This window comes from Thermoflexus sp. (assembly GCF_034432235.1).
Classification (GTDB): Bacteria; Chloroflexota; Anaerolineae; order Thermoflexales; family Thermoflexaceae; genus Thermoflexus.
The window spans coordinates 1-20,993 of sequence record NZ_DAOUCJ010000005.1; the positions used below are offsets into that span (position 1 = coordinate 1).

The 20,993-nt window shown below is 67.3% G+C and carries 19 protein-coding genes, 1 tRNA gene and 1 riboswitch; of the genes, 13 read left to right on the plus strand and 7 right to left on the minus strand.

Translation table 11 applies throughout. The annotated features are described in order from the left end of the window. Positions 1-365 precede the first annotated feature (365 nt). Both VAE54_RS00875 and glpX read left to right on the plus strand, forming a co-directional pair. A tRNA-Arg gene (locus tag VAE54_RS00875) sits at positions 366-440 on the plus strand. A 212-nt stretch (positions 441-652) separates the two neighbouring features. Further along, on the plus strand, positions 653-1,672 hold the full coding sequence (gene glpX / locus VAE54_RS00880; protein ID WP_322800038.1) for a class II fructose-bisphosphatase: 1,020 nt from the start codon (positions 653-655) through the stop codon (positions 1,670-1,672). Here the strand turns inward: glpX and VAE54_RS00885 are convergent. Next, the gene (locus VAE54_RS00885) at positions 1,617-2,231 is read right to left on the minus strand and encodes a SanA/YdcF family protein (protein WP_322800039.1); all 615 of its coding nucleotides are present in this window, start codon (positions 2,229-2,231) and stop codon (positions 1,617-1,619) included. The two genes, glpX and VAE54_RS00885, sit on opposite strands and share 56 nt — an antisense overlap. Before the next feature lie 250 nt (positions 2,232-2,481). Here VAE54_RS00885 and VAE54_RS00890 point away from each other — a divergent pair, with 250 nt between their 5' ends. From VAE54_RS00890 to VAE54_RS00905, 4 genes are all read left to right on the plus strand, one after another. Further along, positions 2,482-2,802: a cyclic-di-AMP receptor gene (locus VAE54_RS00890; protein WP_322800040.1), complete on the plus strand. Its 321-nt coding sequence runs from the start codon at positions 2,482-2,484 to the stop codon at positions 2,800-2,802. A 12-nt stretch (positions 2,803-2,814) separates the two neighbouring features. Then, complete coding sequence (locus VAE54_RS00895; RefSeq protein WP_322800041.1) at positions 2,815-3,075, plus strand: cyclic-di-AMP receptor; 261 nt, start codon at positions 2,815-2,817, stop codon at positions 3,073-3,075. 72 nt (positions 3,076-3,147) lie between these two features. Further along, positions 3,148-4,152, plus strand: coding sequence for a hypothetical protein (locus tag VAE54_RS00900; RefSeq protein ID WP_322800042.1), 1,005 nt, complete (start codon positions 3,148-3,150; stop codon positions 4,150-4,152). 4 nt (positions 4,153-4,156) lie between these two features. Beyond that, complete coding sequence (locus VAE54_RS00905; RefSeq protein ID WP_322800043.1) at positions 4,157-5,509, plus strand: hypothetical protein; 1,353 nt, start codon at positions 4,157-4,159, stop codon at positions 5,507-5,509. A 30-nt stretch (positions 5,510-5,539) separates the two neighbouring features. On the opposite strand, the gene VAE54_RS00910 is transcribed toward VAE54_RS00905, so the two are convergent. From VAE54_RS00910 to VAE54_RS00930, 5 genes are all read right to left on the minus strand, one after another. After that, entirely contained in the window at positions 5,540-5,857 is a 318-nt protein-coding gene (locus VAE54_RS00910; RefSeq protein WP_322800044.1) for an EthD family reductase, read from the minus strand. Positions 5,858-5,892: 35 nt separating this feature from the next. Next, positions 5,893-6,186 (minus strand): hypothetical protein, encoded by a 294-nt coding sequence (locus tag VAE54_RS00915; protein ID WP_322800045.1) that lies wholly within the window; start codon positions 6,184-6,186, stop codon positions 5,893-5,895. Further along, the gene (locus VAE54_RS00920) at positions 6,137-7,153 is read right to left on the minus strand and encodes an MBL fold metallo-hydrolase (protein ID WP_322800046.1); all 1,017 of its coding nucleotides are present in this window, start codon (positions 7,151-7,153) and stop codon (positions 6,137-6,139) included. The genes VAE54_RS00915 and VAE54_RS00920 overlap by 50 nt, the downstream gene beginning before the upstream one ends. An 18-nt stretch (positions 7,154-7,171) precedes the next feature. After that, entirely contained in the window at positions 7,172-8,245 is a 1,074-nt protein-coding gene (gene rtcA, locus VAE54_RS00925) for an RNA 3'-terminal phosphate cyclase (RefSeq protein WP_416223748.1), read from the minus strand. Between the two features lie 245 nt (positions 8,246-8,490). After that, the gene (locus VAE54_RS00930; protein WP_322800047.1) at positions 8,491-10,827 is read right to left on the minus strand and encodes a penicillin acylase family protein; all 2,337 of its coding nucleotides are present in this window, start codon (positions 10,825-10,827) and stop codon (positions 8,491-8,493) included. 259 nt (positions 10,828-11,086) lie between these two features. Here VAE54_RS00930 and VAE54_RS00935 point away from each other — a divergent pair, with 259 nt between their 5' ends. From VAE54_RS00935 to VAE54_RS00950, 4 genes are read left to right on the plus strand one after another with little or no spacing between them, the layout of a single operon-like run. Further along, positions 11,087-12,646: an acyl-CoA carboxylase subunit beta gene (locus VAE54_RS00935; RefSeq protein ID WP_322800048.1), complete on the plus strand. Its 1,560-nt coding sequence runs from the start codon at positions 11,087-11,089 to the stop codon at positions 12,644-12,646. Positions 12,647-12,677: 31 nt separating this feature from the next. Further along, positions 12,678-14,180, plus strand: coding sequence for an acetyl-CoA carboxylase biotin carboxylase subunit (accC, locus tag VAE54_RS00940; RefSeq protein WP_322800049.1), 1,503 nt, complete (start codon positions 12,678-12,680; stop codon positions 14,178-14,180). A 3-nt stretch (positions 14,181-14,183) separates the two neighbouring features. Beyond that, a complete protein-coding gene (locus tag VAE54_RS00945; RefSeq protein ID WP_322800050.1) occupies positions 14,184-14,681 on the plus strand; it encodes an acetyl-CoA carboxylase biotin carboxyl carrier protein subunit in 498 nt (165 codons plus the stop codon). Positions 14,682-14,740: 59 nt separating this feature from the next. Then, the gene (locus tag VAE54_RS00950; protein WP_322800051.1) at positions 14,741-16,414 is read left to right on the plus strand and encodes a methylmalonyl-CoA mutase family protein; all 1,674 of its coding nucleotides are present in this window, start codon (positions 14,741-14,743) and stop codon (positions 16,412-16,414) included. Positions 16,415-16,524: 110 nt separating this feature from the next. Here VAE54_RS00950 and VAE54_RS00955 read toward each other — a convergent pair whose 3' ends face one another. After that, on the minus strand, positions 16,525-16,989 hold the full coding sequence (locus VAE54_RS00955) for a DUF1801 domain-containing protein (protein WP_322800052.1): 465 nt from the start codon (positions 16,987-16,989) through the stop codon (positions 16,525-16,527). A 203-nt stretch (positions 16,990-17,192) separates the two neighbouring features. Between VAE54_RS00955 and VAE54_RS00960 the strand changes: the two genes are divergently transcribed. The 3 genes from VAE54_RS00960 (at position 17,193) to VAE54_RS00970 (ending at position 20,818) form a co-directional block, all read left to right on the plus strand. After that, the gene (locus VAE54_RS00960; RefSeq protein WP_322800053.1) at positions 17,193-18,152 is read left to right on the plus strand and encodes an ATP-binding protein; all 960 of its coding nucleotides are present in this window, start codon (positions 17,193-17,195) and stop codon (positions 18,150-18,152) included. 136 nt (positions 18,153-18,288) lie between these two features. After that, positions 18,289-18,440, plus strand: a riboswitch (cobalamin riboswitch). A gap of 165 nt (positions 18,441-18,605) precedes the next feature. Then, positions 18,606-19,643: a cobalamin-binding protein gene (locus VAE54_RS00965; protein ID WP_322800054.1), complete on the plus strand. Its 1,038-nt coding sequence runs from the start codon at positions 18,606-18,608 to the stop codon at positions 19,641-19,643. 125 nt (positions 19,644-19,768) lie between these two features. Beyond that, positions 19,769-20,818, plus strand: a complete 1,050-nt coding sequence (locus VAE54_RS00970) for an iron ABC transporter permease (RefSeq protein WP_322800055.1) — start codon at positions 19,769-19,771, stop codon at positions 20,816-20,818. Positions 20,819-20,993: the final 175 nt, after the last annotated feature.

Genomic DNA, 20,993 nt, shown 5'->3' on the forward strand with positions numbered 1-20,993 from the left:
AGTGTAGGGCAACTGCAAGCAGTTGCCCTACATACCCCTGAAAACGGATCTCGCTACCGCAAGGCACGCGTGTAGGTGCACGGCATGCCGTGCACCTACACCCCTCACCATCCCCTGAGAACGGGTCACGTTCCTGCAAGAGTGCCCCACCCTCTTTATTCACGTTTTCGCCCCTCGGTCAAGGATGTTTTCTTTGCTTCCGCCCCTGCCGCGAATCCCCCCGGTTTCAAGGCCCATGGGGGATTCGCGGATAAGGTGAGAAGGCGGGACGGAGGCCCCGCCGCCTTCCGATCTCCGTCCGGAGCCCCAGGACGGCTTCCATTGACAGATGCACCGGATCGCGCTAAATTTTAAATGAAGAACAGGCCCCCATAGCTCAGGCTGGATAGAGCGTTGGCCTCCGGAGCCAAAGGTCGCGGGTTCGAGTCCCGCTGGGGGCTTGCATCGGGGCGGTCCATCGGGGGATGGATCGCCCCGCTTTTTTCCGGCCCGGGCTGGCGCCTTCCAGGGGCCGGCCCCACGGATTTCGAGGGAGGCGACGCCGGGCGCCCCCGGGAAGGATGGCGCATCCCCCTTCCCCCCATTCGAGCTCAACGGCGCAGGCGATGGACCTCCGGCGATGCATACAATCTCCAACCTCAGGAGGCGGCGGATGCCCCAGGAACCGGATCGCAACCTGGCCCTGGAGCTGGTCCGGGTGACCGAAGCGGCGGCCCTGGCCGCGGGCCGCTGGATGGGCCGGGGGGATCGAAACGCGGCGGATCGAGCGGCCGTGGAGGCCATGCGGCTGATGCTCCGCTCGATCGATATGGACGGCGTCGTGGTGATCGGCGAGGGGGAGAAAGACGAGGCCCCCATGCTCTACAACGGCGAGCGCATCGGGAACGGCCGCCCGCCCCAGGTGGACGTGGCGGTCGATCCCATCGATGGCACCCGCCTGCTCGCCCTGGGCCGCCCGGGGGCGATCGCGGTGGTGGCCCTCTCCGAGCGGGGCACCATGTTCAGCCCGGGACGGATCGTCTACATGAACAAGCTGGCCGTGGGCCCGGAAGCCCGCGAGGTCATCGATCTGGATGCGCCGATCCCCGAGAACCTGCGGCGGATCGCGCGGGCGAAAGGGAAGGATGTCGATGACCTCACGGTGGTGATCCTGGAACGCGACCGCCACGCGGACCTGATCCGCGAGGTCCGGGCGGCCGGTGCCCGCATCAAGCTCATCACCGACGGCGATGTCTCCGCCGCCCTCATGACCGCCTTCCCCGACTCCGGGATCGATGTCCTGATCGGGATCGGCGGATCGCCGGAGGCGGTGATCACCGCCGCCGCCCTGAAATGCCTGGGCGGGGAAATCCACGCCCGCCTGTGGCCCCGGAACGAGGAGGAGCGCCGCTTCGCGGCGGAGATGGGCTACGACCTCCAGCGCATCCTCACCGCCGACGATCTGGTCCGCGGGGACAACATTTTCTTCGCCGCCACCGGCATCACCGATGGGGAGATCCTGCGGGGCGTGCGCTACACCGGGAGCGGCGCCCGCACCCACTCCGTGGTCATGCGCTCCCGCTCCGGGACCATCCGGTTCGTGGAGGCCGATCACCGGTGGGACAAGCTGATGCGGATCAGCGGCTATCCTTACGACCAAGGCGCAGGAGCAGCCCCTCCGCCAGCGCGCTGAGGGAAGCCGGGATCTCCCGCACGGTCCACCAGAGCTGGCGCGGCCCATACGGGGAGCGATCGGCCACAAGCCCCACCGCCTCGATGCCGGCGGCATCGCACAGCCACAGCGCCCGATCCAGATGGAAGCGCTGGGTGACCACCACGGCGCGGGTGAAGCCAAAGACCTCCCGCGCCCGCCGGCACGATGCCAGCGTCCGCATGCCCTCCGGGTCCACCCGGAGGGCCTCTTCCGGGACCCCGAGGCGCAGCGCCAGGCGCCGCATCGCCTCCGGCTCGTTATGGTAGGGGGAAGATCGACCATCGCCGCTCAGCAGCAGCGCCTTCACCTTCCCCAGGCGATATAACTCGACGCCCGCCCGAACCCGATCGGCCAGCACCGCGGTGGGAGATCCATCCGCCCGGAGCCCGGCGCCCAGGATCAGAGCCACAGGCTGCGCCGGGACTTCCTCCGGCCGTTCGTAAATCCGCGGCGCGCCCCGAAGCCATAAATAGAGGCGGGCCAGCGCCGGCGTCACCACCACCAGCGCCACGAGAAGGCCCAGATGCCCCCAGCGCATACGCAGCGTCCTGTTCGCTGAACTCATGAAGATCGTCCGATCAAGAGTATACCCGCTCCCCGGGTTGAGAAAGCAGGGATCCCGATCCAGCGCTCTCCACCCTCTCAGCGGGTGGAATCCTTCCCCTGGAAATCCAGAGCGAAACCCCACAACGCCTCGAAACGCCTTGACCGTCGGCCGGCAGCCCTGAGAAGGCCCGGCTATGTTACAATGGGCGTAAAATGCCTCAGCTCAATCCGGAGCGGGCCCGATGAAATTGATCCTGGCCATCATCCAGGACGAAGATGCCCCGACGACCATCCAGGCGCTCGTCGATCGCGGCTATCGGGTGACCCGGATCGCCTCCACGGGGGGATTCCTGCGCCAGGGCAACACCACTCTGCTGATCGGCGTGGAGGATCCTCAGGTCCCGGGGGTGATCGAAATCCTGCGGCGCTGTTGCCGGACCCGAACCAGTTATCTGCCGGTGGCCGTGGAGGCCACCGGGCTCCTGCAGGCCCATATGATCGAAGTGGAAGTCGGCGGGGCCACGATCTTCGTCCTGGACGTCGAGCGCTTCGAAACCCTTTGAGGGGCCGGGGGCATGAAGCTGATCCTCGCCGTGTTGCCGGAGAAAGCGGCCACGCTGGCTTCCGACCGGCTGGTGGCCCAGGGTTATCGGGTGACCCGTCTGGCCTCCACGGGTGGCTTCCTGCGCCGCGGAAGCGCCACGCTCCTCATCGGCGCGGAGGAGGAACAGGTGGAAACCGCCCTCCGCCTCCTGCGGGAAGCCCGACAGCAGATCCGAGGGGATCTCGGAGGGATCGCGATTGTGCTGAACGTGTCCCGCTTCGAGCGCTTTTAATGCGGCAGGCTTCCCCGGGGCGCTCGGAGGATCCTGGGATCGCGCCGATCACCTTTTCCCGGAGGGAATCGGATGCTACCCGAATGGCAGCCGCTGGCTCGGGTGAAGGCCGCTCATCTCCCTCGCCTGCTCACCCGCCGCCACGTGGTCGGAGTGGGGATCGGCTATAAAGTGAAGGGAGGTCAGACGCTGGATATCCTCAGCGTGGTGGTCTCGGTGGAGCGGAAGCTTCCCGCCGCTCAGCTGGCCCCCTCGGATCTGATCCCCCCTGCCCTGGATGGGATCCCCACTGATGTGATCGAGACCGGGCGATTCCGGGCCTTCCAGGATCCCACCCGCCGCTACCGCCCGGCTCCCCCCGGCGTCTCCATCGGCCACCCGCTGGTCACCGCGGGGACGTTCGGCTGCGTGGTGCGCCGGGGGAACGAGCTCTTCATCCTGAGCAACAACCACGTCCTGGCGGCGACCAACCGCGGACGTCCGGGAGATCGAATCCGGCAGCCCGGCCCGGTGGATGGCGGAACGGTGGCCGATGAGATCGCCGAGCTGGTGGAATTCATCCCGATCCGCTTCGGCGATGAGCCGGCCACCTGCCCATGGGCAGAGCTCTTCACGCGCTGGTTGAACGAGCTGCTGCGCCTCATCGGCTCCTCCCACCGCCTCCAGGCGATTCGAAGGCTGACGGCACTCAATGAGGTCGACGCCGCCATCGCCCGCCCGCTCCACCCGAGCGATATCACCCCCGCCATCCTTCAGATCGGCATCCCCAAGGGAGTGACGACCCCCACGCTGGGGATGGAAGTCCAGAAGTTCGGGCGGACCACCCAGTATACCCGCGGGCGGATCATCCAGGTGGATGTCACCGCGAACGTGGATTACGATGGGCGGGTGGCGACATTCCAGGGGCAGGTGATGGCTGGGGCCATGAGCGCGCCAGGGGACTCCGGCTCGGCGATCCTGGATCTGAACGGCCGGCTGGTCGGCCTGCTCTTCGCCGGATCAGAGACCACAACGTTGATCCACCCGATCGAGCGCGTGCTTCAGGCGCTGCGCGTCGAGGCGGTGGTGGAGGAATAAGGTTATGGAAGGACTGAGCTGGCTGTGGCCGATCGGGCTGATGGCCGTGCTGTGGGCCGGGATGTCCGAGGAGGAAGCCCGCCGAGCCCTCGCCCGGGGGCTGGCGGCTGGGGTGGCGGCGCTGACCATGTGGGGAACGACCGGCTTCGCATGGGCCTTCGGGGGCATCGGATTGTGGGTGGAACGGCCGGAGTTCCAGGCCTTACGGCGGGTTTACACCCTGGGGGCGGATCCCCAGCCGCTCTGGAGTGTGATCGGATTAAGCGGATTTCTCTTCCATGCGGTGGATCGGTCGCCGGCCATCGCCGCCCTGTGGCTCCATTACGCCCCCGCTGTGTTGACCGGTGCGATCCTTCTGGGCTTCGGGCTGGAAGGATGGTCCCCCTTCGCCGCCGCCCTGGCCGGCATCGGGTTCGGGGGATTCGTCCTGCCCCTGGGGATGCACTGGGTTTGGGGGAACGGGTGGCTGAGCCGCCTGGGCCTCACCCTGAACCTGGGCCACGGGGTCGTGGATCCCGCCGGGGCAGGGGTTGTGCTGGCCCTTTCCGGAGGCGCGCTCCTCGGGCTCCTGCTCCCATGGTCCCCACGACAGCCCAGCCCGGAGCGGGTCTTCCCGCCAGTGCATCTTCCCCTCCTGGGAGCGTGGGGAAGCCTGCTCTTCGGGATCGGATGGCTCTCCTGGCTCACCACGGATCCCCTCTCCGCCGCCCGGCCGGCTCTGGATCCCACCCTTCTGGCCCGAAACGCATGGCTGGGGGTTCTGGGGGCCGCCCTGGGAGCGGGGCTCTACACCGGCCTGGTCGCCCGCGAGGTGGATACCCTCATGATCCTGCGGGCCGTGGCCATGGGATGGATCACCGGGATCAGCGCGGCCCCGTTCACCGGCCCGTGGCTGGCCGGGGGATGGGGCCTCCTGATCGGCCTGGGGACGCCGATGCTGGTCTATGGTCTTCGCCGGTGGGGCGTAACCCCCCAGAGCCTGGCCCTGCTTTACGGGATCGCCGGCCTCCTGGGATTGCTAGGGATCGGATGCCTGGCCGATGGGCGGGCCGGGGCGGGATGGAATGAAGTGGGGCGCGAAACATTTATGGGCGTTCCGAACCTCGGCGTGGTCGGGGTTCCGGGCTGGGGTCAGCCGGCCGATCCCGGCCAGCTCACCGCCCAGGGGGTGGGGGGAATGATCCTCAGCCTCTGGGGATTCCTCGCGATGGGAGGCCCGGCCGCGGGGATCCGATGGGGATGGAAGCAGTGGCAGCGACGCCGCGGGAAAGCGGCGGGACTCGCAGCGCCTTCATCCGTCTCTTCTCAAAACCCTGAAGACGGAAAGACCCCGGAAGGGGACTCCCCCGATTCATGAGCTCTTTCGCTGGCTGTTGCCCTGGCCTCTTCATTCCCTCGATCGCTCCTCCTCAAACGCATCCGCGAACATCACCAGCACCTGTCCGGCCATAAAGCGCGACAGGTCCGCGGAGGCTTCCAGGGCCTCCGGCGAACGCAATGCGGCTTCCATGGCGGCCCGATCGTCGAAATACATCTCCACCATCAGATGGAACGGGGAAGCGCCGAGGGGCGTCCCCCAGATCCGGGAAACCTCCAGCCGGCGGAGATGCGGGATCCGCTCGATGCGGGCCAGATGCTGCACATACCACCGCTCGAAGGCCCCGGCATCCGCGGGGGTGCGATACAGCGTGATGACCTTCACCATTCCTGGGCTCCTGGACTTCATGAGGACCATGAAATCTACCGCCCTCGCAAGCGACGGCGGACCTCCCGGCAATGGGGGCAATCCCAGCCCACGTATTCCCGGCCACAGGTGCGGCAGACCCGGGGGGAAAGGGGGGGTTCCTCCGAGAGAGAGGCCAGGATGAGAACGGCCTCATGCCCTTCACAGGCGGCCAGCCACTCCTCGACGGGCGTCTCACCCACCCGCCAGCGGCCCTCCGCATCCCGATGGAGGAGGCCGCGCAGCACCCGGGCCTCCAGCTCATAGGCCGCGGTGGCCAGCTCCAGCACGCTCGCTTTCCGCAAGGACATCCCGCTCCTCCTCGATTTCATGAGCCTCTGCCCGCTCCACCTCCAGATGGCCGCCCTTCATAATGCGATAACGATCGAAATCCCGGGCCACCCAGACATGGGGGAAAAAGGCCTGCGCCTCCTGTCGGATCTCCCGCTCCCGATACCGCCGGGAGAGATGGGTCAGGATGAGGTGCCCCACCTGAGCGGCCCGGGCCAGCCATCCCGCCTCCGCCGCCGTGATGTGGTCGTGACGACGGGCCAGCTCCCGATCCGGCTCCAGATACGTCGCCTCAATCACCAGGGCCCCCACCCCCTGCACCGCCTCCACCAGATCGTCCACCCGTCCGGCATCGCCCACCAGGGCCAGCGAGGCGCCCTCCACCGGCGGCCCCAGCACCTCCTCCGGCGTCACCACCCGCCCATCCGGCAGGGTGACCGGATACCCCTGCACCAGGCGGCGCCGCTCCGGGCCGGGTGGGATCCCCAGAGCTTCCGCCTTTTCCACCAGGAAGGGACGCCGCGGCTTCTCCCGGAAGAGATACCCCAGGCTATCTCCCCCCCGATGGCTCACCGGGAAGGCGTAAACACTGAACTTCTCATCATCGAACAGCAGGCCGGGCTCAATGACGTGGAACGAGATCTCTATGGAGGGCCGCACGCCCCGCAGGACCACCCGGTAGATCAGGTCCTTGACCCGCTCGATGGCGCCGCGGCGGCCATAGATGGCCACCCGCGGGAGGATCTCCCAGCGCATCACCGTGGAGAGGAACCCCGCCAGGCCCAGGATGTGATCCAGATGGGCATGGGTCAGCAGGACAGTCTCCAGGCGGCGGAAGCCCAGGCCGCTCTTCAGCAATTGCCGCTGGGTGCCCTCCCCACAATCCACCAGGAATCGCCGGTCCTCGAACATCACCACATGGGCCGGCAACCCACGGCGGATGGATGGCGCGGAGGCGGAAGTTCCCAGGAAGACGATCTCGATCATGGATGGCTTCCCTGAGCGCTACAGAGGATGAACGCGCACTTCGCCCGGCTCACCCTCTTCCCCGATCACCTCGAACCGGTCCCCCACGAAATGGCAGGCGACCCAGACGCTGGTGAGCAGATGACCGGTGATGCGGGATGTGGTGAAACGGGAGGCGCCCGGCGAGAGAGCCAGCGGGAGGATCAGCTGATCCGCCAGGTGCGGGTCCACCGCGGCGTTCGAGCGGTGGAAGGCCAGCAGCTCCGCCACGGCCTCCTCCGCCACTTTCTCCGCCGGCACCCCCTTCTTGCCGTAGGCGGAAGCGCCCGCCCGGATGTGGGCGTATTCCGCGATCAGGAAGATCCCCGTCCCCGGCCCCGGGCTCTCCACCTGGATCGCCTCCACGTCATCCGGGAGGCCGGCCTCCCGCAACAGCCGGTTCGCCCGCCCCGCCATCCGTTTGGCGATCTCCAGCGGCAGATGGGAGACCGCCGCCCATCCCCACAATCGACGAAGCGGCCCCCGCTGATCCAGGACGATCGGTTGCAGGCGGTATAACCCCTCTCCCTCCAGCGGGCCGTGGACATAGAGCTGGATCTCGCCGCCGCCCACCGGATACCAGCCCCAGCGCTCGAGATGGACTTCGGCATGGAGCCCCATCCGGCTCAGGCACGGCAGCCACACATCCCGCACATAGTGGAACGGCGGGCTCCAGGGCACATGCGTGCCGCCCCGCAGCGTCACCCGCGATGTCCCGGGCGCATACGCCAGGGGCAGGAGGATGGCCTGCAGGATCAACGTCACGGAGCCGGCACTCCCTCCCGGACGGGCCGCCCCGACATCCACGACATAGGTGCCCGGGGAAGGGGGGGACTGAGGGACAAAGGTAAGCGTCGTCGAGCCCAGGGCCGCCCCCTGAACCTGGGCGCGGCAGAGCATGGCAGCCGCTTTCACCGCGCTGAGATGCTGCGCCTGCAGGCCCGGGTTCGGGCGGCGAGCCCGGATGTTCTCCACCCGCACCGGCCGCCCGGTGAGGGCGGAGAGGGCCAGGGCCGAGCGCAGGATCTGTCCGCCGCCCTCTCCATAGCTTCCATCGAGCACCACCATCGACAACGCTGCCGACGACCTCCCACGGAATGCAGACATCCCGCCCATCTGGATTCCACCCGGGCAGGATACGGTTCCGCCGGGGCGGATCCCCTCCAGTTCCATGGATCCGGAGGCCAGCCGTCCACCGGGAGGACTACACGGAGGCTCCCATCACATCATGGAGTATACCATCGGGCGGCTTCGGGTTTCAGAAGCGCCCGTTGAAATCCCTCGAGCGACCAGAGCTTCCCTCTTTCCATCGATGGGCCTCATTTGCGGATCCTTCCCGATCCTGGCGGCTCCATCCGCCACATCCGGCAGGTGTGGGCGCGAACAGTCTCCCGGCGCCAGAACATCGGCCGTGCCCGCCCCTCATGCCATAAAGCGAACTGATCGAAATAATAAGGGGAAGCAGGAGAACCACCCTGACCCCCCGGGAGCACGGCCAGGCAGCGGTCCCAGTCCTGGAGATCGGCCACAAACCGCCACGAGGGGAGCGCCCCCAGCGGCCCGCCGAACTGGTTCCCCTGAAAGCCCGCCTGCAGCGGCGTGTCGCCATCGCCGCCCAGCGGGAAGGGCCCTCGATTGAAGAACGGCGCCAGCACAGGAGCCTGGCCCAGCACGTGCCGGAGGGTCACCCGATGGACCCGCCCCCAGGTCCATCGAGCGGGGTTCTTCCCCAGACGCCCCCGCAACCACCGAACCGCTTCCCGGAACGCCTCCGATACCCAGGCCACAGCGGGGCGCTCCCCCAGCCAGAAGGGATCCCCGCGTCGGAGGATCTCCCGGAGCGCATGAGGAGCGGTGCGATAGAAGGACTGACCGGGCAGAAAGGCGTTGAGCGGTTCCCCCAGATATCGGCGCCACGTCGACCCGAGCCGGGGCTTCAGGAGCTGGCGCAACAGCATCCACTCCACCGCGGCCACGATCGTCGGCGCCACCCCCCCGGGATCCATCCGCCCATCCCATGCCCGGACCTGCGCCAGCAGCCACGCCTCCTCCTCGTCCGCCGGTTCCACCTGCGCCAGCCACGGCTTCCACTCCCGCGCGGCCAGCGAAACCACATCCGCCTGGATCGTCAGACAATCGGCAGCGGTCAGGCGGGGCGTGGATTCCAGCCGCTCGCGGATCCGCCGCGCCCGATGATCCGGCATCCACTCCGCGCTGATGAAATACGGATAGCGGGATCCGACGATGCGATGGTTGGCGGTCACCAGCATCCCCTCCGGCGGATCGAAAACCGAGGGCAACGCCTCAAAGGGGATCTCCCCGATCCAGTCGTATTCCCCGCTCCAGCCCGGGACGGGAACCAGGCCATGGCCGCGGCGCCGGATGGGGATCCGGCCGGCCATCTGATAGCCGATGTGACCCTCCCGATCGGCATAGACGAAATTGAGCACCGGCCCCGGCCAGTATCGCAGCGCTTCCCGGAAGGATTCCCAGTCATGCGCCCGGTTCAGCCGGAGGATGGCTTCCAGCCACGTCTCCGCCTGAGCCCCGGCCCAGGCCAGGGCCAGGCCGAGCTGGGGCCATGGGATCCCCCCCGGCTCATATTCGGGGAGCCCATCGGTCAGCACCGGGCCGTGACGGGTGACCCGCACGCAGAACCGCTCCGGCGCGCGCTTCCCCCGGACCCGGATCTCGATCTCCCGGACCTCCACCCGGGCCCATCCGTCCGGCGTCTCGTAGCGCAGCGGATCCTCCGGATCGAAGCGCTCGATGAACCAGTCCTGGGTGTCGGCGATGACGGCGGTCGCTCCCCACGCGATGGCATGGTTGTGCCCCAGCACCACCCCGGGCAGGCCGGGCGCCGTCACCCCGGCGACCGCGAACCCTTCCGGCTCGCAGACGAGATGCTGCTCATACCAGATGCTGGGCAGGGAAAGGGGAAGATGGGGATCGTTGGCGAGGATCGGAAACCCGGTGGCCGTTCGGGACCCTGCCACCACCCAGTTGTTGCTGCCGATCCCCTCGCGGGGGCCGAGCCAGCGGGCCAGGGCCGCATACATCCCGAGCAGCCGTTCCGCCATGGGTTCGATGCCCATGGTTTCGGGGAAGAGGGCGGTCTCGCCGAAGATCGCTTCCGGCTCCAGATCCGCCGCCCGCTCCCCCAGGGCCCGGGCCATGGCCACCCGGCACAGCTCGCTGTCCCAGTTCCAGGAGAGGGACCAGGCGATCATCAGCCCCCAGGCCGCGCTGTGCTCCGGAGCCCACGGGAAATCCGGAAGCGGGATCAGCCGGTCCTCGGGTCCGGCAGGGCCACCGCGGAAGGCCGCCGTAACCCCCGCCGCATACGCCTCGAGGAGTCTTCGCGGATCCGCCGGAAGCCGCTGCAGCCCGGCCCGCGCGTGCTCCGCCCATCCGATCCCCCGGGCGAAGCGGTCCATCTCCAGCCCCATGGGGCCGAAGACCTCGCTCAGGCGGCCCAGCGCGACCAGGCGGTTGAACCGCATCTGCCACCCTCGATCGCGCCCGTGGACAAAGCCCTGCGCGAAGAAGAGATCGAGCAGCGTGCGCGCCTCGATATGGGGGATCCCCCATTCATCGAACCGGATCTCCACCGGAGCCTGAAGCCCATCCAGGCGGAAGAGACGGGAACGAGCCATCGCGGCCTCCTGCGGGCGAGAAGAGGGGATTCCATCTTTCCCCAGCGATCCTCTTCCATTATTGAAGCATCCATACCCTGCTGCAAACGCGCGCCGTGGATCCGGGCGAGACGGATATCGGGAGGCTTTTCGGATCAACGCCTCACCCGACCCTCGAACCCCCGATCCCCATCTTTCCAGGCTTCCGAATCCTCAGGTTATAATGAAAAACGCGTCCTTATGCATTGGGTGGCCCTTATTCCACACCCGGAGCGGACTTATGCGAATCGAGATTATGGAAGACCGGCTGGAGCAGTTGCGGCGTTTGCGGGCGGAAGCTCAGCGGGGCGGAGGGCCGGAGCGGATCGCCCAGCAGCACGCCAAAGGCAAGCTCACGGCCCGTGAGCGCCTGGAGCTTCTGCTGGACAAGGGATCCTTCCGCGAGGTGGATCCCTTCGTCACCACCCGGGTCACCGACTTCGGGCTGGCGGAGCGCCGCTACCTGGGGGATGGGGTGGTGACCGGGTGGGGCACCATCGACGGGCGCCTGGTTTACGTCTACGCCCAGGACTTCACGGTCCTGGGAGGGAGCCTGGGGGAGGGCCATGCCCGGAAGATCGTGAAGATCATGGACATGGCGATGAAGAACGGGGCGCCCATCATCGGCCTCAACGACTCCGGCGGCGCCCGGATCCAGGAGGGGGTCCTCTCCCTCGGGGGCTACGCCGACATCTTCCTGCGCAACGTTATGCTCTCCGGCGTGGTGCCGCAGATCAGCGCCATCCTGGGGCCGTGCGCCGGGGGGGCTGTCTACTCCCCTGCCCTCACGGATTTCATTTTTATGGTCCGCGGGACCAGCTATATGTTCATCACAGGCCCTGATGTGGTGAAGGCCGTCACCCACGAGGAAGTCACCTTCGAGCAGCTGGGCGGAGCGGACGTCCATACGACCATCAGCGGCGTGGCCCACTTCGCCGCCGATACCGAGGCGGACCTCTTTTATATGATCCGCAAGCTCCTTTCGTATCTCCCCTCGAACAACATGGAGGACCCTCCGTATGTGCCCAACAGCGATGACCCCCTGCGCACCGAGGAGCGCCTCAACACCCTCATCCCCGATGATCCCACCCGACCCTACGACATTAAGGAAGTGATCCGGCTGATCGTGGACAACGGGGAGTTCTTCGAGGTCCAGCCGGATTATGCCCCTAACATCGTCATCGGCTTCGCCCGGCTGGGCGGGCACAGCGTGGGGATCGTGGCCAACCAGCCGGCGGTGCTGGCGGGGGTGCTGGACATTAAAGCCAGCGAGAAGGCGGCCCGCTTCGTTCGCTTCTGTGACGCCTTCAACATCCCGATCATCACCTTTGAAGACGTTCCCGGCTTTATGCCGGGGGTCGCTCAGGAGCACGGCGGCATCATCAAAGCCGGGGCCAAACTCCTTTACGCCTACGCCGAGGCCACCGTCCCCAAGATCACGGTGATCACCCGCAAGGCTTACGGCGGCGCCTACTGCGTGATGAACTCCCGGCATCTGCGGGCGGACCTGGTGCTGGCCTGGCCCACGGCCGAGCTGGCGGTGATGGGGCCGGAGGGCGCGGTCAACATCATCTTCCGGCGGGAGATCGCCGAGGCCGCGGACCCCGAGGCCCGGCGGGCCGAGCTGGTGACGGAGTATCGGGCCCGTTTCGCCAACCCCTACGTGGCTGCCTCTTACGGCTTCGTGGACGACGTCATCGAGCCGAAGGAGACCCGCCCCCGCCTGATCAACGCCCTGGAGATGCTCCAGAACAAGCGGGACCAGAACCCGCCCAAGAAGCACGGGAACATCCCGCTATGATCCCCCGGCGCTTCCCATAAGGAGTCCGACCATGTTCCGCAAAGTCCTGATCGCCAACCGGGGCGAGATCGCCGTGCGGATCATCCGGGCCTGCCGCGAGCTGGGCATCCGCACTGTGGCCGTGTTCTCCGAAGTGGACCGGAACGCCCTGCACGTGCGGTATGCCGATGAAGCCTACTGCATCGGGCCGGCCCCGGCCCGCGAAAGCTACCTGCGCATCGATAAGATCATCGACGTCGCCCGCCAGGCGGGCGCCGACGCCATCCATCCGGGCTACGGGTTCCTGGCGGAACGGCCGGATTTCGCCGAGGCCTGCGAGGAAGCCGGCATCGTCTTCATCGGCCCACCTCCCCGGGCCATCGGGGCCATGGGCGACAAGGCCACCGCCCGCAAAATGGCCAAAGCCCTGGGGATCCCTATTGTCCCCGGCACCGACGGCGGGCTCTCGGATGAAGACCTGATGGAGGCCGCCCGGCGCATTGGCTTCCCCATTCTGATCAAGGCCTCCGCCGGCGGCGGCGGCAAGGGCATGCGGATCGTCCGCTCCCTGGAGGAGATGCCGGACGCCCTGGCGGCGGCCCGCCGCGAGGCCATGGCGGCCTTCGGGGACGACGACGTTTACCTGGAGAAGCTGGTCGAGGGCGCCCGCCACGTGGAGATCCAGATCCTGGCCGATCAGCATGGCAACGTCATCCATCTGGGGGAACGGGAGTGCTCCATCCAGCGCCGCCACCAGAAGCTCATCGAGGAATCCCCTTCCCCCATCGTCGACGAGGACATGCGCCAGCGTATGGGGGAGGTGGCCGTGCGCATCGCCCAGGCCATCGGCTACGTGAACGCGGGCACGGTGGAGTTCCTGGTGGACAAGGATCGCAATTTCTACTTCATCGAGATGAACACCCGCCTCCAGGTGGAGCATCCGGTGACCGAGATGGTGACCGGGGTGGACATCGTCAAGGAGCAGATCCGCATCGCCCGGGGACGGAAGCTGCGCTATCGACAGGAAGACATCCATCAGTCCGGCTGGGCCATCGAGTGCCGCATCACCGCCGAGGATCCCTTCAACCACTTCATGCCGTCCACGGGCCGCATCGTCACCCTGGCCGAGCCCACCGGGCCCGGGGTGCGGGTGGACAGCGGGGTCTACGAAGGGTGCGAGATCACGCCGTATTATGACTCTCTCATCGCCAAGGTGATCACCTGGGGGGAAACCCGGGGCGAGGCCATCCTGCGGATGCGGCGGGCCCTGGAGGAGTTCCGCATCATCGGCATCCAGACCGTCATCCCCTTCCACCAGGCGATCCTGAACAGCACCCGCTTCCTGGCCGGCCACTTCGACACCAAGTTCGTGGAAGAGCGCTTCGCCATGGACGAGGAGACGCCGCCCGAGCTGGAGGAGGTGGCGGCCATCATCGCCACCCTGGTCGCCCATCGCCGGGGCCAGGCGGCGGCCCACGTGGCCCGACGGGCCGGGCGGGCGATCAACGCATGGAAATGGGCCGGGCGCTGGGAGCAGCTTCAGAGGAGCGGATGAGCCATGAAATACGTCGCCACCCTCAACGATAAAACGTTCACCATCGAAATCAATCACGAGAATCGGATCCTGTTCGAGGGCGTCGAGCGGGCCGTGGATTTCCGCTTGATCGACCAGCAGCATGTCTACTCCCTGCTTCTGGATAACGCCTCTTACGAGGCCCTCGTGGAGGAACGGGAAGGAGAATACTGGGTCTTCCTCCGCGGCTACCTCTTCGCCGTACGCGTGGAGGATGAGCGGGAGCGGCGGCTGCGGGAGGCTTCGGGGGAGCGCCACGGGCCAGCCGGGGAGGTCGCCGTCAAGGCCCCCATGCCCGGCCTCATCGTCGCTGTGCCCGTTCAGGAAGGCCAGCCCGTCCGCAAGGGAGAGAAACTGGTCCTCCTGGAATCCATGAAAATGCAGAACGAGATCCGGGCTCCCCGCGATGGCACCGTGAAGTCCATCCGGGTGAAGCCCGGCCAGAGCGTGGAGCAGAACCAGATCCTGGTGATCCTGAGCTAACGCCCCATCCGCTGCAGACACTCCGTCTTGAATCCGCAAGGGAAGGAAGGGAGGCCTCGATGGCGATCGGGACCTCGATCCCGGTGCAGGAGATCCGGGAAGCGCAGCAACGATGGCAGGAGGCCATTCGGGAGGCCCCTCAGCGTCGCCCCCGCTTCGAGACCCCTTCGGGCATCCCCCTGGAGCCCCTTTACACCCCCGCGGATGTCGAGGTCGACTACCTGCAGGATCTGGGCTTCCCGGGGGAGTTTCCCTTCACCCGCGGGATCTACCGGACCATGTATCGGGGCCGCCTGTGGACCATGCGACAATACGCCGGCTACGCTACCGCCGAGGAGTCCAACCGACGCTATCGCTACCTGCTGGCCCAGGGCCAGACCGGCCTCTCCGTCGCCTTCGATCTCCCCACCCAGCTGGGCTATGACGCCGATCACCCGCTGGCCCACGGGGAGGTCGGCCGGGTTGGGGTGAGCATTTGCTCCCTCGACGATATGCGGCGCCTCCTGGAGGGCATCCCCCTGGATCGGGTGAGCCTCTCGATGACCATCAACGCCCCCGCGGCCATCCTCCTGGCCATGGTCCTCGCCCTGGCCCGGGAACAGGGGGTGGACTGGAAACGGCTGCGAGGCACCGTTCAAAACGACATCCTCAAGGAATACGTGGCCCGTGGCCTTTACATCTTCCCGCCGGAGCCCTCCATGCGGCTCACCGTGGATGTCATGGCCTTCTGTCATCGCCACGTGCCCGGCTGGAACCCCATCAGCATCAGCGGCTATCACATCCGGGAGGCAGGGGCCACCGCGGTGCAGGAGGTGGCCTTCACCTTCGCCCACGCCCTGGAGTATGTCCGGGCGGCCGCCCGGGCCGGCCTCTCCATCGACGACATCGGGCCCCAGCTCTCCTTCTTTTTCAACGCCCACAACCATTTCCTGGAGGAAGTGGCCAAGTTCCGCGCCGCCCGCCGCCTCTGGGCCCGGCTGGCTCGGGATCGCCTCAGGGCCACCCGCCCCGAGGCCATGATGCTCCGCTTTCACGTCCAGACCGGCGGCAGCACCCTCACCGCCCAGCAGCCGGAGAACAACATCATCCGGGTCACCCTCCAGGCCCTGGCCGCCATCCTGGGCGGCTGCCAGTCCCTCCACACCAACGCCATGGATGAAGCCCTCTGGCTGCCCACCGAGAAATCCGCACGGATCGCCCTGCGCACCCAGCAGATCCTGGCCTATGAATCCGGCGTGGCCGACACCATCGATCCCCTGGCGGGCAGCTACGTCATCGAATACCTGACGACCGAGATCGAGAAGCGGGCCTTGGAGGAAATCGACCACATCGAGGCCATGGGCGGGGCGCTGCGGGCCATCGAGTCCGGATATATCCAGCGGGCCATCGCCGAATCCGCCTACCGGACCCAGCAGGCCATCGAGTCGGGCGAGCAGATCATCGTCGGGGTGAACGCTTTCCAGGTGGAGGAAGAACCCTCCGATCTGGAACGGTTGAAAGTGGACCCCACCATCGAGGAAGCCCAGAAGGCGCGGCTGCAGGAGCTGCGGGCCCGACGGGATGCCGAGCGGGCCTCGGCCCTTCTGAGCCGCATCGAAGCGGCGGCCCGCCAGCCCGACGAGCCCCTCATGCCGCTGTTCGTGGAGGCGGTGGCCGCGGGCGTCACCCTGGGGGAGATCTGCGGGATCCTGCGCCAGGTGTGGGGGGAATACCGTCCGCCCGAGGTCCTATAAGGCAAAAGATTTCGGAGTGCGGCACCTTGGCGCCGCTCTCCTCAGTGCGGCACCCCGGCGCCCCTCCCCGAACCAAGGGCGGTGCCCAGGCACCGCACTCCAAGAAAGCCTCAGCTCACCGCTCTCCTCACGAGGGCGGCGATCTTTTCCTCTTCGGCGACCGTCAGCGCTTTCAGCGCGAAGGCCACCGGCCACATCGCGCCCTCATCGAGATGCGCGGCATCGGTGAACCCGAGCGTGGCATACCGGGTGTGGAACTTGTGCGCCGGCTGGAAGAAGCAGACCACCTTGCCGTTCCAGGCGTAGGCGGGCATCCCATACCAGAGCCTCGGCACGAGGACCGGCGCGCTGGCCCGGATGATCGCGTGGAGCCGCATGGCCATCGTGCGGTCGGGTTCGGGCATCCCCTGGATCTTCTCCCGCACCGCCCTCTCCTCATCCGCCCGGGATCCGCGACGCGCGGCGGCCTTCCGCTCCCGGGCGAGCTCCCGCATGGCGGCTCGCTCCTCCTCCGTGAACCCCTCGGGCGCCTCGCCCGCTACGGCCTTCCGGGCGGCGCGCGGTTTTTTCTTCATCACAGCACCCCCTTTTGGTCTCTCCCCACAACCCTTCGAGCTGGGAAGGGCCGACACCATCCCCCACCGCGAACGCGGCCATTATAACACGCTTCCGTATCCAGATCAACAACGCCATCCCCTCCATTCTCCAGCGCCTGTGGGATACGCGCCTGAAGGACACCCGTATCATGCTGGTTCTCTGCGGTTCATATGGGGGCATGATGGAGCGACACGTGCTGGCCTACCGTGCCCCCCTCTATGGGAGGCGCACGGGCCAGTGGAAGCTGGCCCCGCTGGACTTCTGGGCGGCCCAGGCGTTCTTCCCCCACCTCGAGCCTGCAGACAGGGTGCGCGCCTTCGCCGTCCTGGGAGGCGTTCCCGCCTATCTGATCCATTTCCGGAAGGTGGAGGATTTGCTGTCGGGCATCGAACAGAACATCCTCACGCCGGGAACTTTCCTTTACGAGGAGCCCCGCTTTCTGCTCCTGGAGGAGCTGCGTGACCCGCACCGGCATTTCGCCATCCTGGAGGCTGTCGCCGGCGGAAAGACGCGGCCCAGCGAGATCGCTCAGGCTGCGGGGATCAGCCCATCCTCGCTCAGCTTTTACCTGGATACCCTGCAGGCGCTGGACCTGGTCGAGCGGGTGGTGCCTGCAACGGTGGAGAAACCACATAAGTATAAGCGGGCCATCTATCGGCTCAAAGACAACTTCTTTCGTTTCTGGTTCCGGTTCGTCTACCCCAATCGCTCCATTTTGGAAAGGGGGGATGTGGCCTACGTGCGCCGGCATGTGCAGCGTTTCCTCGACGAGTTCACGGCCCTCGTCTTCGAGGAAATCTCCCGGCAATACATCCTGCGGCTCCACCGGACGGGACGCCGGATGTGGATGCCAGAGCGGGTGGGGGCATGGTGGGATGGGAAGGAAGAAATCGATGTGGTGGCCATCAACTTCCGTGAGGGGCGCATCTTGCTGGGGGAGTGCAAATGGTCGACCCACCCCGTGGGAATGAATACGCTCCAGAGCCTCGTAGCCAGGGCCAGCAGGCTCCCTCTGGAAAAGTGGCAGGATGCGGCCTATGTGCTGTTCTCCCGGGCAGGCTTTACGGATGAGGTGCGTCGATACGCCAAGGCGACCGGGAATGTGATCCTGGTGGGGCTGGAGGAGATGGTGCGCGGATAAGGGGTATGGCCTCCGGCCGGAGGAGACCATCACCATCGGACGGCGGGCAAAGGCAACCCACAGAACCCTTCGCGCCCGCGCGGCCTATCCCGCACCGGTCTTGACAGGAGGGGAGCGGGTCGTATCATGATCCCAGACAGTTGAATACGGCCGAGGTGCCCGACGCCCCGGATGGCAGGGCTGAAAGGCGAAGTCCGGTGAAAGTCCGGCGCTGTCCCGCAACGGTAACCATGGCCGCAGCCGCGGACCATGGAAGCCCGGTCGCCCGCCTCGGCCTCCTCCGAGCCTCGCGGAAGGGGTAGGAGCGCCGCCGACCCATCTCCGGGTCCCCTCTGGCTTTCCCGCGGCCTCCCTGTCCGTTCCGGCAGGGAGGCCGCCTGTTTCCGGCCTCCGGCCGGGATGGGCCTCCGCCCCTTTCGCGGAGGCCCCCATCCCGAACCTGGAGGTCGGACGATGCGACGGATCCTGGGATTCGCTCTGATCCTGATGGTCCTGGCCGGCTGCGCGGGGGCTCCTTCCCCCACGCCCACAGCGACGCCGCTTCCGACGCGGACGCCCTCGCCCACCGCCCTTCCCACAGCCACTCCCACGCCCGCGCCTTTCCTGAGCGTTACGGATGACTTCGGAAGGACGGTGGTGCTGCCAGCCCGCCCGCAACGGATCGTCACCCTCGCGCCCTCGGCCACGGAGATGATCTTCGCCGTGGGAGCCGGCGATCGCCTCGTGGGGCGGGATGAGCTCTCGGATTACCCGCCGGAGGCGAAGAACGTCCCCAGCATCGGCGGCACCTACCCCTCGATCAACACGGAGGCGATCGTCGCCCTGCGCCCCGATCTGATCCTGGCTCCCGGCGTCATCAGCCCGGAGCAGGTGAAGGCGCTGGAGAGCCTGGGGCTGGTGGTGTTCCACCAGCGCACGCCCAAGGACATCGAGGAGATCTTCCAGCAGATCCAGATGGTGGGGCGACTGACCGGGAACACGGAGCAGGCGGAAAAGACCATCGCGGACCTGCGGGCCCGCCTAACAGCTATTGAGGAAAAAATCCGCCAGGCCCGCACCCGCCCCAAGGTCTTCTACGAACTCGATGCCACCGATCCGGGCAAGCCGTGGACAGCCGGGCCCGGCTCCTTCATCGACCGATTGATCGCCCGGGCCGGCGGGCAGAACATCGGGGCAAGCCTCTCCAGCGAGTGGGGGCAGATCAGCCTGGAGGAACTGATCCGACAGGATCCGGACCTCATGATCCTGGGCACCGCCAATTACGGCGAGACACCGGAGAAAGTCCGCCAGCGCCCGGGATGGAACCGCCTGCGGGCGGTGCGGGAAGGGCGGATCTATCCCATCAACGCGGATCTGATCTCCCGACCCGGTCCGCGGATCGTCGACGGCCTGGAGGCGCTGGCGCGGATCATCCATCCGGAGCTGTTCCCGCAACCGGCCGGGGAGGGCCCGGTGCGGATCGCGCTGCGGCTCCCGGCGCTCGTGCGGTGATCCAGACGCATGATCCCTCCTTGGGAGGGGCTTCCGCGGGCGCGGATTCCTTCGCCTACCTTGCCGCTCAGCTCTCCTCGTCGCTCCCCGGAGGGCCCCTCCTCACCCGTCGGGTGGAGGAGAATATGTCGCTTCGCGCGCTTTCCATCGCCTCCCGGCGCTCCCGGTCCGTTCGGATCGGACTGTGGGTTGGCCTGGGGTTGCTCCTCAGCGGCAGCCTGGCCCTGGGGGTGGCCCTGGGCCCTGTTCCAGTTCCCCTGGTGGAGCTGGGTCGGATCCTCCTGAGGGAAGCCCGGGATCCAACCCTGACGGCCATCGTATGGGAGGTGCGGCTCCCCCGGGTGCTGCTCCTCGCCCTGACCGGCGCGGCGCTGGCCGGGGCCGGCGCCGCCTATCAGGGGTTGTTCCGCAACCCCCTGGCGGATCCCTATCTCATCGGGGTGGCGGCGGGGGCAAACCTGGGGGCGCTGATCGCCGTCGCCATGAACCTCTCGGCCACCGCCTTCGGGCTGCTGACGCTTCCCGTAGCCGCCTTTCTGGGGGGCCTGCTCACCGTGGGGCTGGTGATCCGCCTCGCCCGGATCGGAGGGGTGGTGCCGCTGACGGCGCTGCTGCTGGCCGGGGTCGCCGTGGGAGCCATCCTCAACGCCCTCAGCCTGGGTCTGTTGATGCTCATGGTCGGCCGGGTGGCCCCTCATCGGGCGTGGATCTGGATGCTGGGCGGCTACGCCCTGGGGGGCTGGCCGGCCCTCCGCGGCGCTTTCCCCTACGTGGTCACCGGCTTGGGCCTCCTGCTCCTCCTGGGACGCCCGCTGGATGTTCTCCAGTTTGGGGAGGAGCAGGCGCAGCAACTCGGGCTGCCGGTGGAGCGGGTGAAGCGGCTGGCCATTGGGGCTGCCACCCTCGCCACCGCCGGCGCCGTGGCCTTCACGGGGATCATCGGATTTGTCGGCCTGATCGCTCCGCACCTGGCCCGCCTGATCGTGGGACCCCGCTACCCACGGGTGCTCCCCGCCTCGATGTTGCTGGGAGCTTCCCTGCTCACTCTATCCGATCTCCTCTCCCGCACGCTCCTCCCACCCCAGGAGATCCCGCTGACGATCCTCACCGCCTTTCTGGGGGGACCCTTCTTTCTTTACCTGCTGGGTCATACCCGGCGAGGCGCCTTCTTCTGACCCCGCCGGAGCGCGAGGAAGAAACCTATCCCATGCCTCCCAAAACGGGCGTGGCGATGCTCTATTTCCCCTTATGGTGGTAGAATTTTTATGACACAGGATGGGCTCTGCTGTCCACCAGGGTTGGGATGCGGCCGGATGGACAGCGGAACGGGCGAGGAAAGCCCCCTGAGAC

Bases quoted from the DNA above. Each gene is read 5' to 3' on its own strand.
- glpX (WP_322800038.1), top strand. From the start codon at position 653: ATGCCCCAGGAACCGGATCGCAACCTGGCCCTGGAGCTGGTCCGGGTG.
- VAE54_RS00885 (WP_322800039.1), bottom strand. From the start codon at position 2,231: ATGCGCTGGGGGCATCTGGGCCTTCTCGTGGCGCTGGTGGTGGTGACG.
- VAE54_RS00890 (WP_322800040.1), top strand. From the start codon at position 2,482: ATGAAATTGATCCTGGCCATCATCCAGGACGAAGATGCCCCGACGACC.
- VAE54_RS00895 (WP_322800041.1), top strand. From the start codon at position 2,815: ATGAAGCTGATCCTCGCCGTGTTGCCGGAGAAAGCGGCCACGCTGGCT.
- VAE54_RS00900 (WP_322800042.1), top strand. From the start codon at position 3,148: ATGCTACCCGAATGGCAGCCGCTGGCTCGGGTGAAGGCCGCTCATCTC.
- VAE54_RS00905 (WP_322800043.1), top strand. From the start codon at position 4,157: ATGGAAGGACTGAGCTGGCTGTGGCCGATCGGGCTGATGGCCGTGCTG.
- VAE54_RS00910 (WP_322800044.1), bottom strand. From the start codon at position 5,857: ATGGTGAAGGTCATCACGCTGTATCGCACCCCCGCGGATGCCGGGGCC.
- VAE54_RS00915 (WP_322800045.1), bottom strand. From the start codon at position 6,186: ATGTCCTTGCGGAAAGCGAGCGTGCTGGAGCTGGCCACCGCGGCCTAT.
- VAE54_RS00920 (WP_322800046.1), bottom strand. From the start codon at position 7,153: ATGATCGAGATCGTCTTCCTGGGAACTTCCGCCTCCGCGCCATCCATC.
- VAE54_RS00930 (WP_322800047.1), bottom strand. From the start codon at position 10,827: ATGGCTCGTTCCCGTCTCTTCCGCCTGGATGGGCTTCAGGCTCCGGTG.
- VAE54_RS00935 (WP_322800048.1), top strand. From the start codon at position 11,087: ATGCGAATCGAGATTATGGAAGACCGGCTGGAGCAGTTGCGGCGTTTG.
- accC (WP_322800049.1), top strand. From the start codon at position 12,678: ATGTTCCGCAAAGTCCTGATCGCCAACCGGGGCGAGATCGCCGTGCGG.
- VAE54_RS00945 (WP_322800050.1), top strand. From the start codon at position 14,184: ATGAAATACGTCGCCACCCTCAACGATAAAACGTTCACCATCGAAATC.
- VAE54_RS00950 (WP_322800051.1), top strand. From the start codon at position 14,741: ATGGCGATCGGGACCTCGATCCCGGTGCAGGAGATCCGGGAAGCGCAG.
- VAE54_RS00955 (WP_322800052.1), bottom strand. From the start codon at position 16,989: ATGAAGAAAAAACCGCGCGCCGCCCGGAAGGCCGTAGCGGGCGAGGCG.
- VAE54_RS00960 (WP_322800053.1), top strand. From the start codon at position 17,193: ATGGAGCGACACGTGCTGGCCTACCGTGCCCCCCTCTATGGGAGGCGC.
- VAE54_RS00965 (WP_322800054.1), top strand. From the start codon at position 18,606: ATGCGACGGATCCTGGGATTCGCTCTGATCCTGATGGTCCTGGCCGGC.
- VAE54_RS00970 (WP_322800055.1), top strand. From the start codon at position 19,769: ATGTCGCTTCGCGCGCTTTCCATCGCCTCCCGGCGCTCCCGGTCCGTT.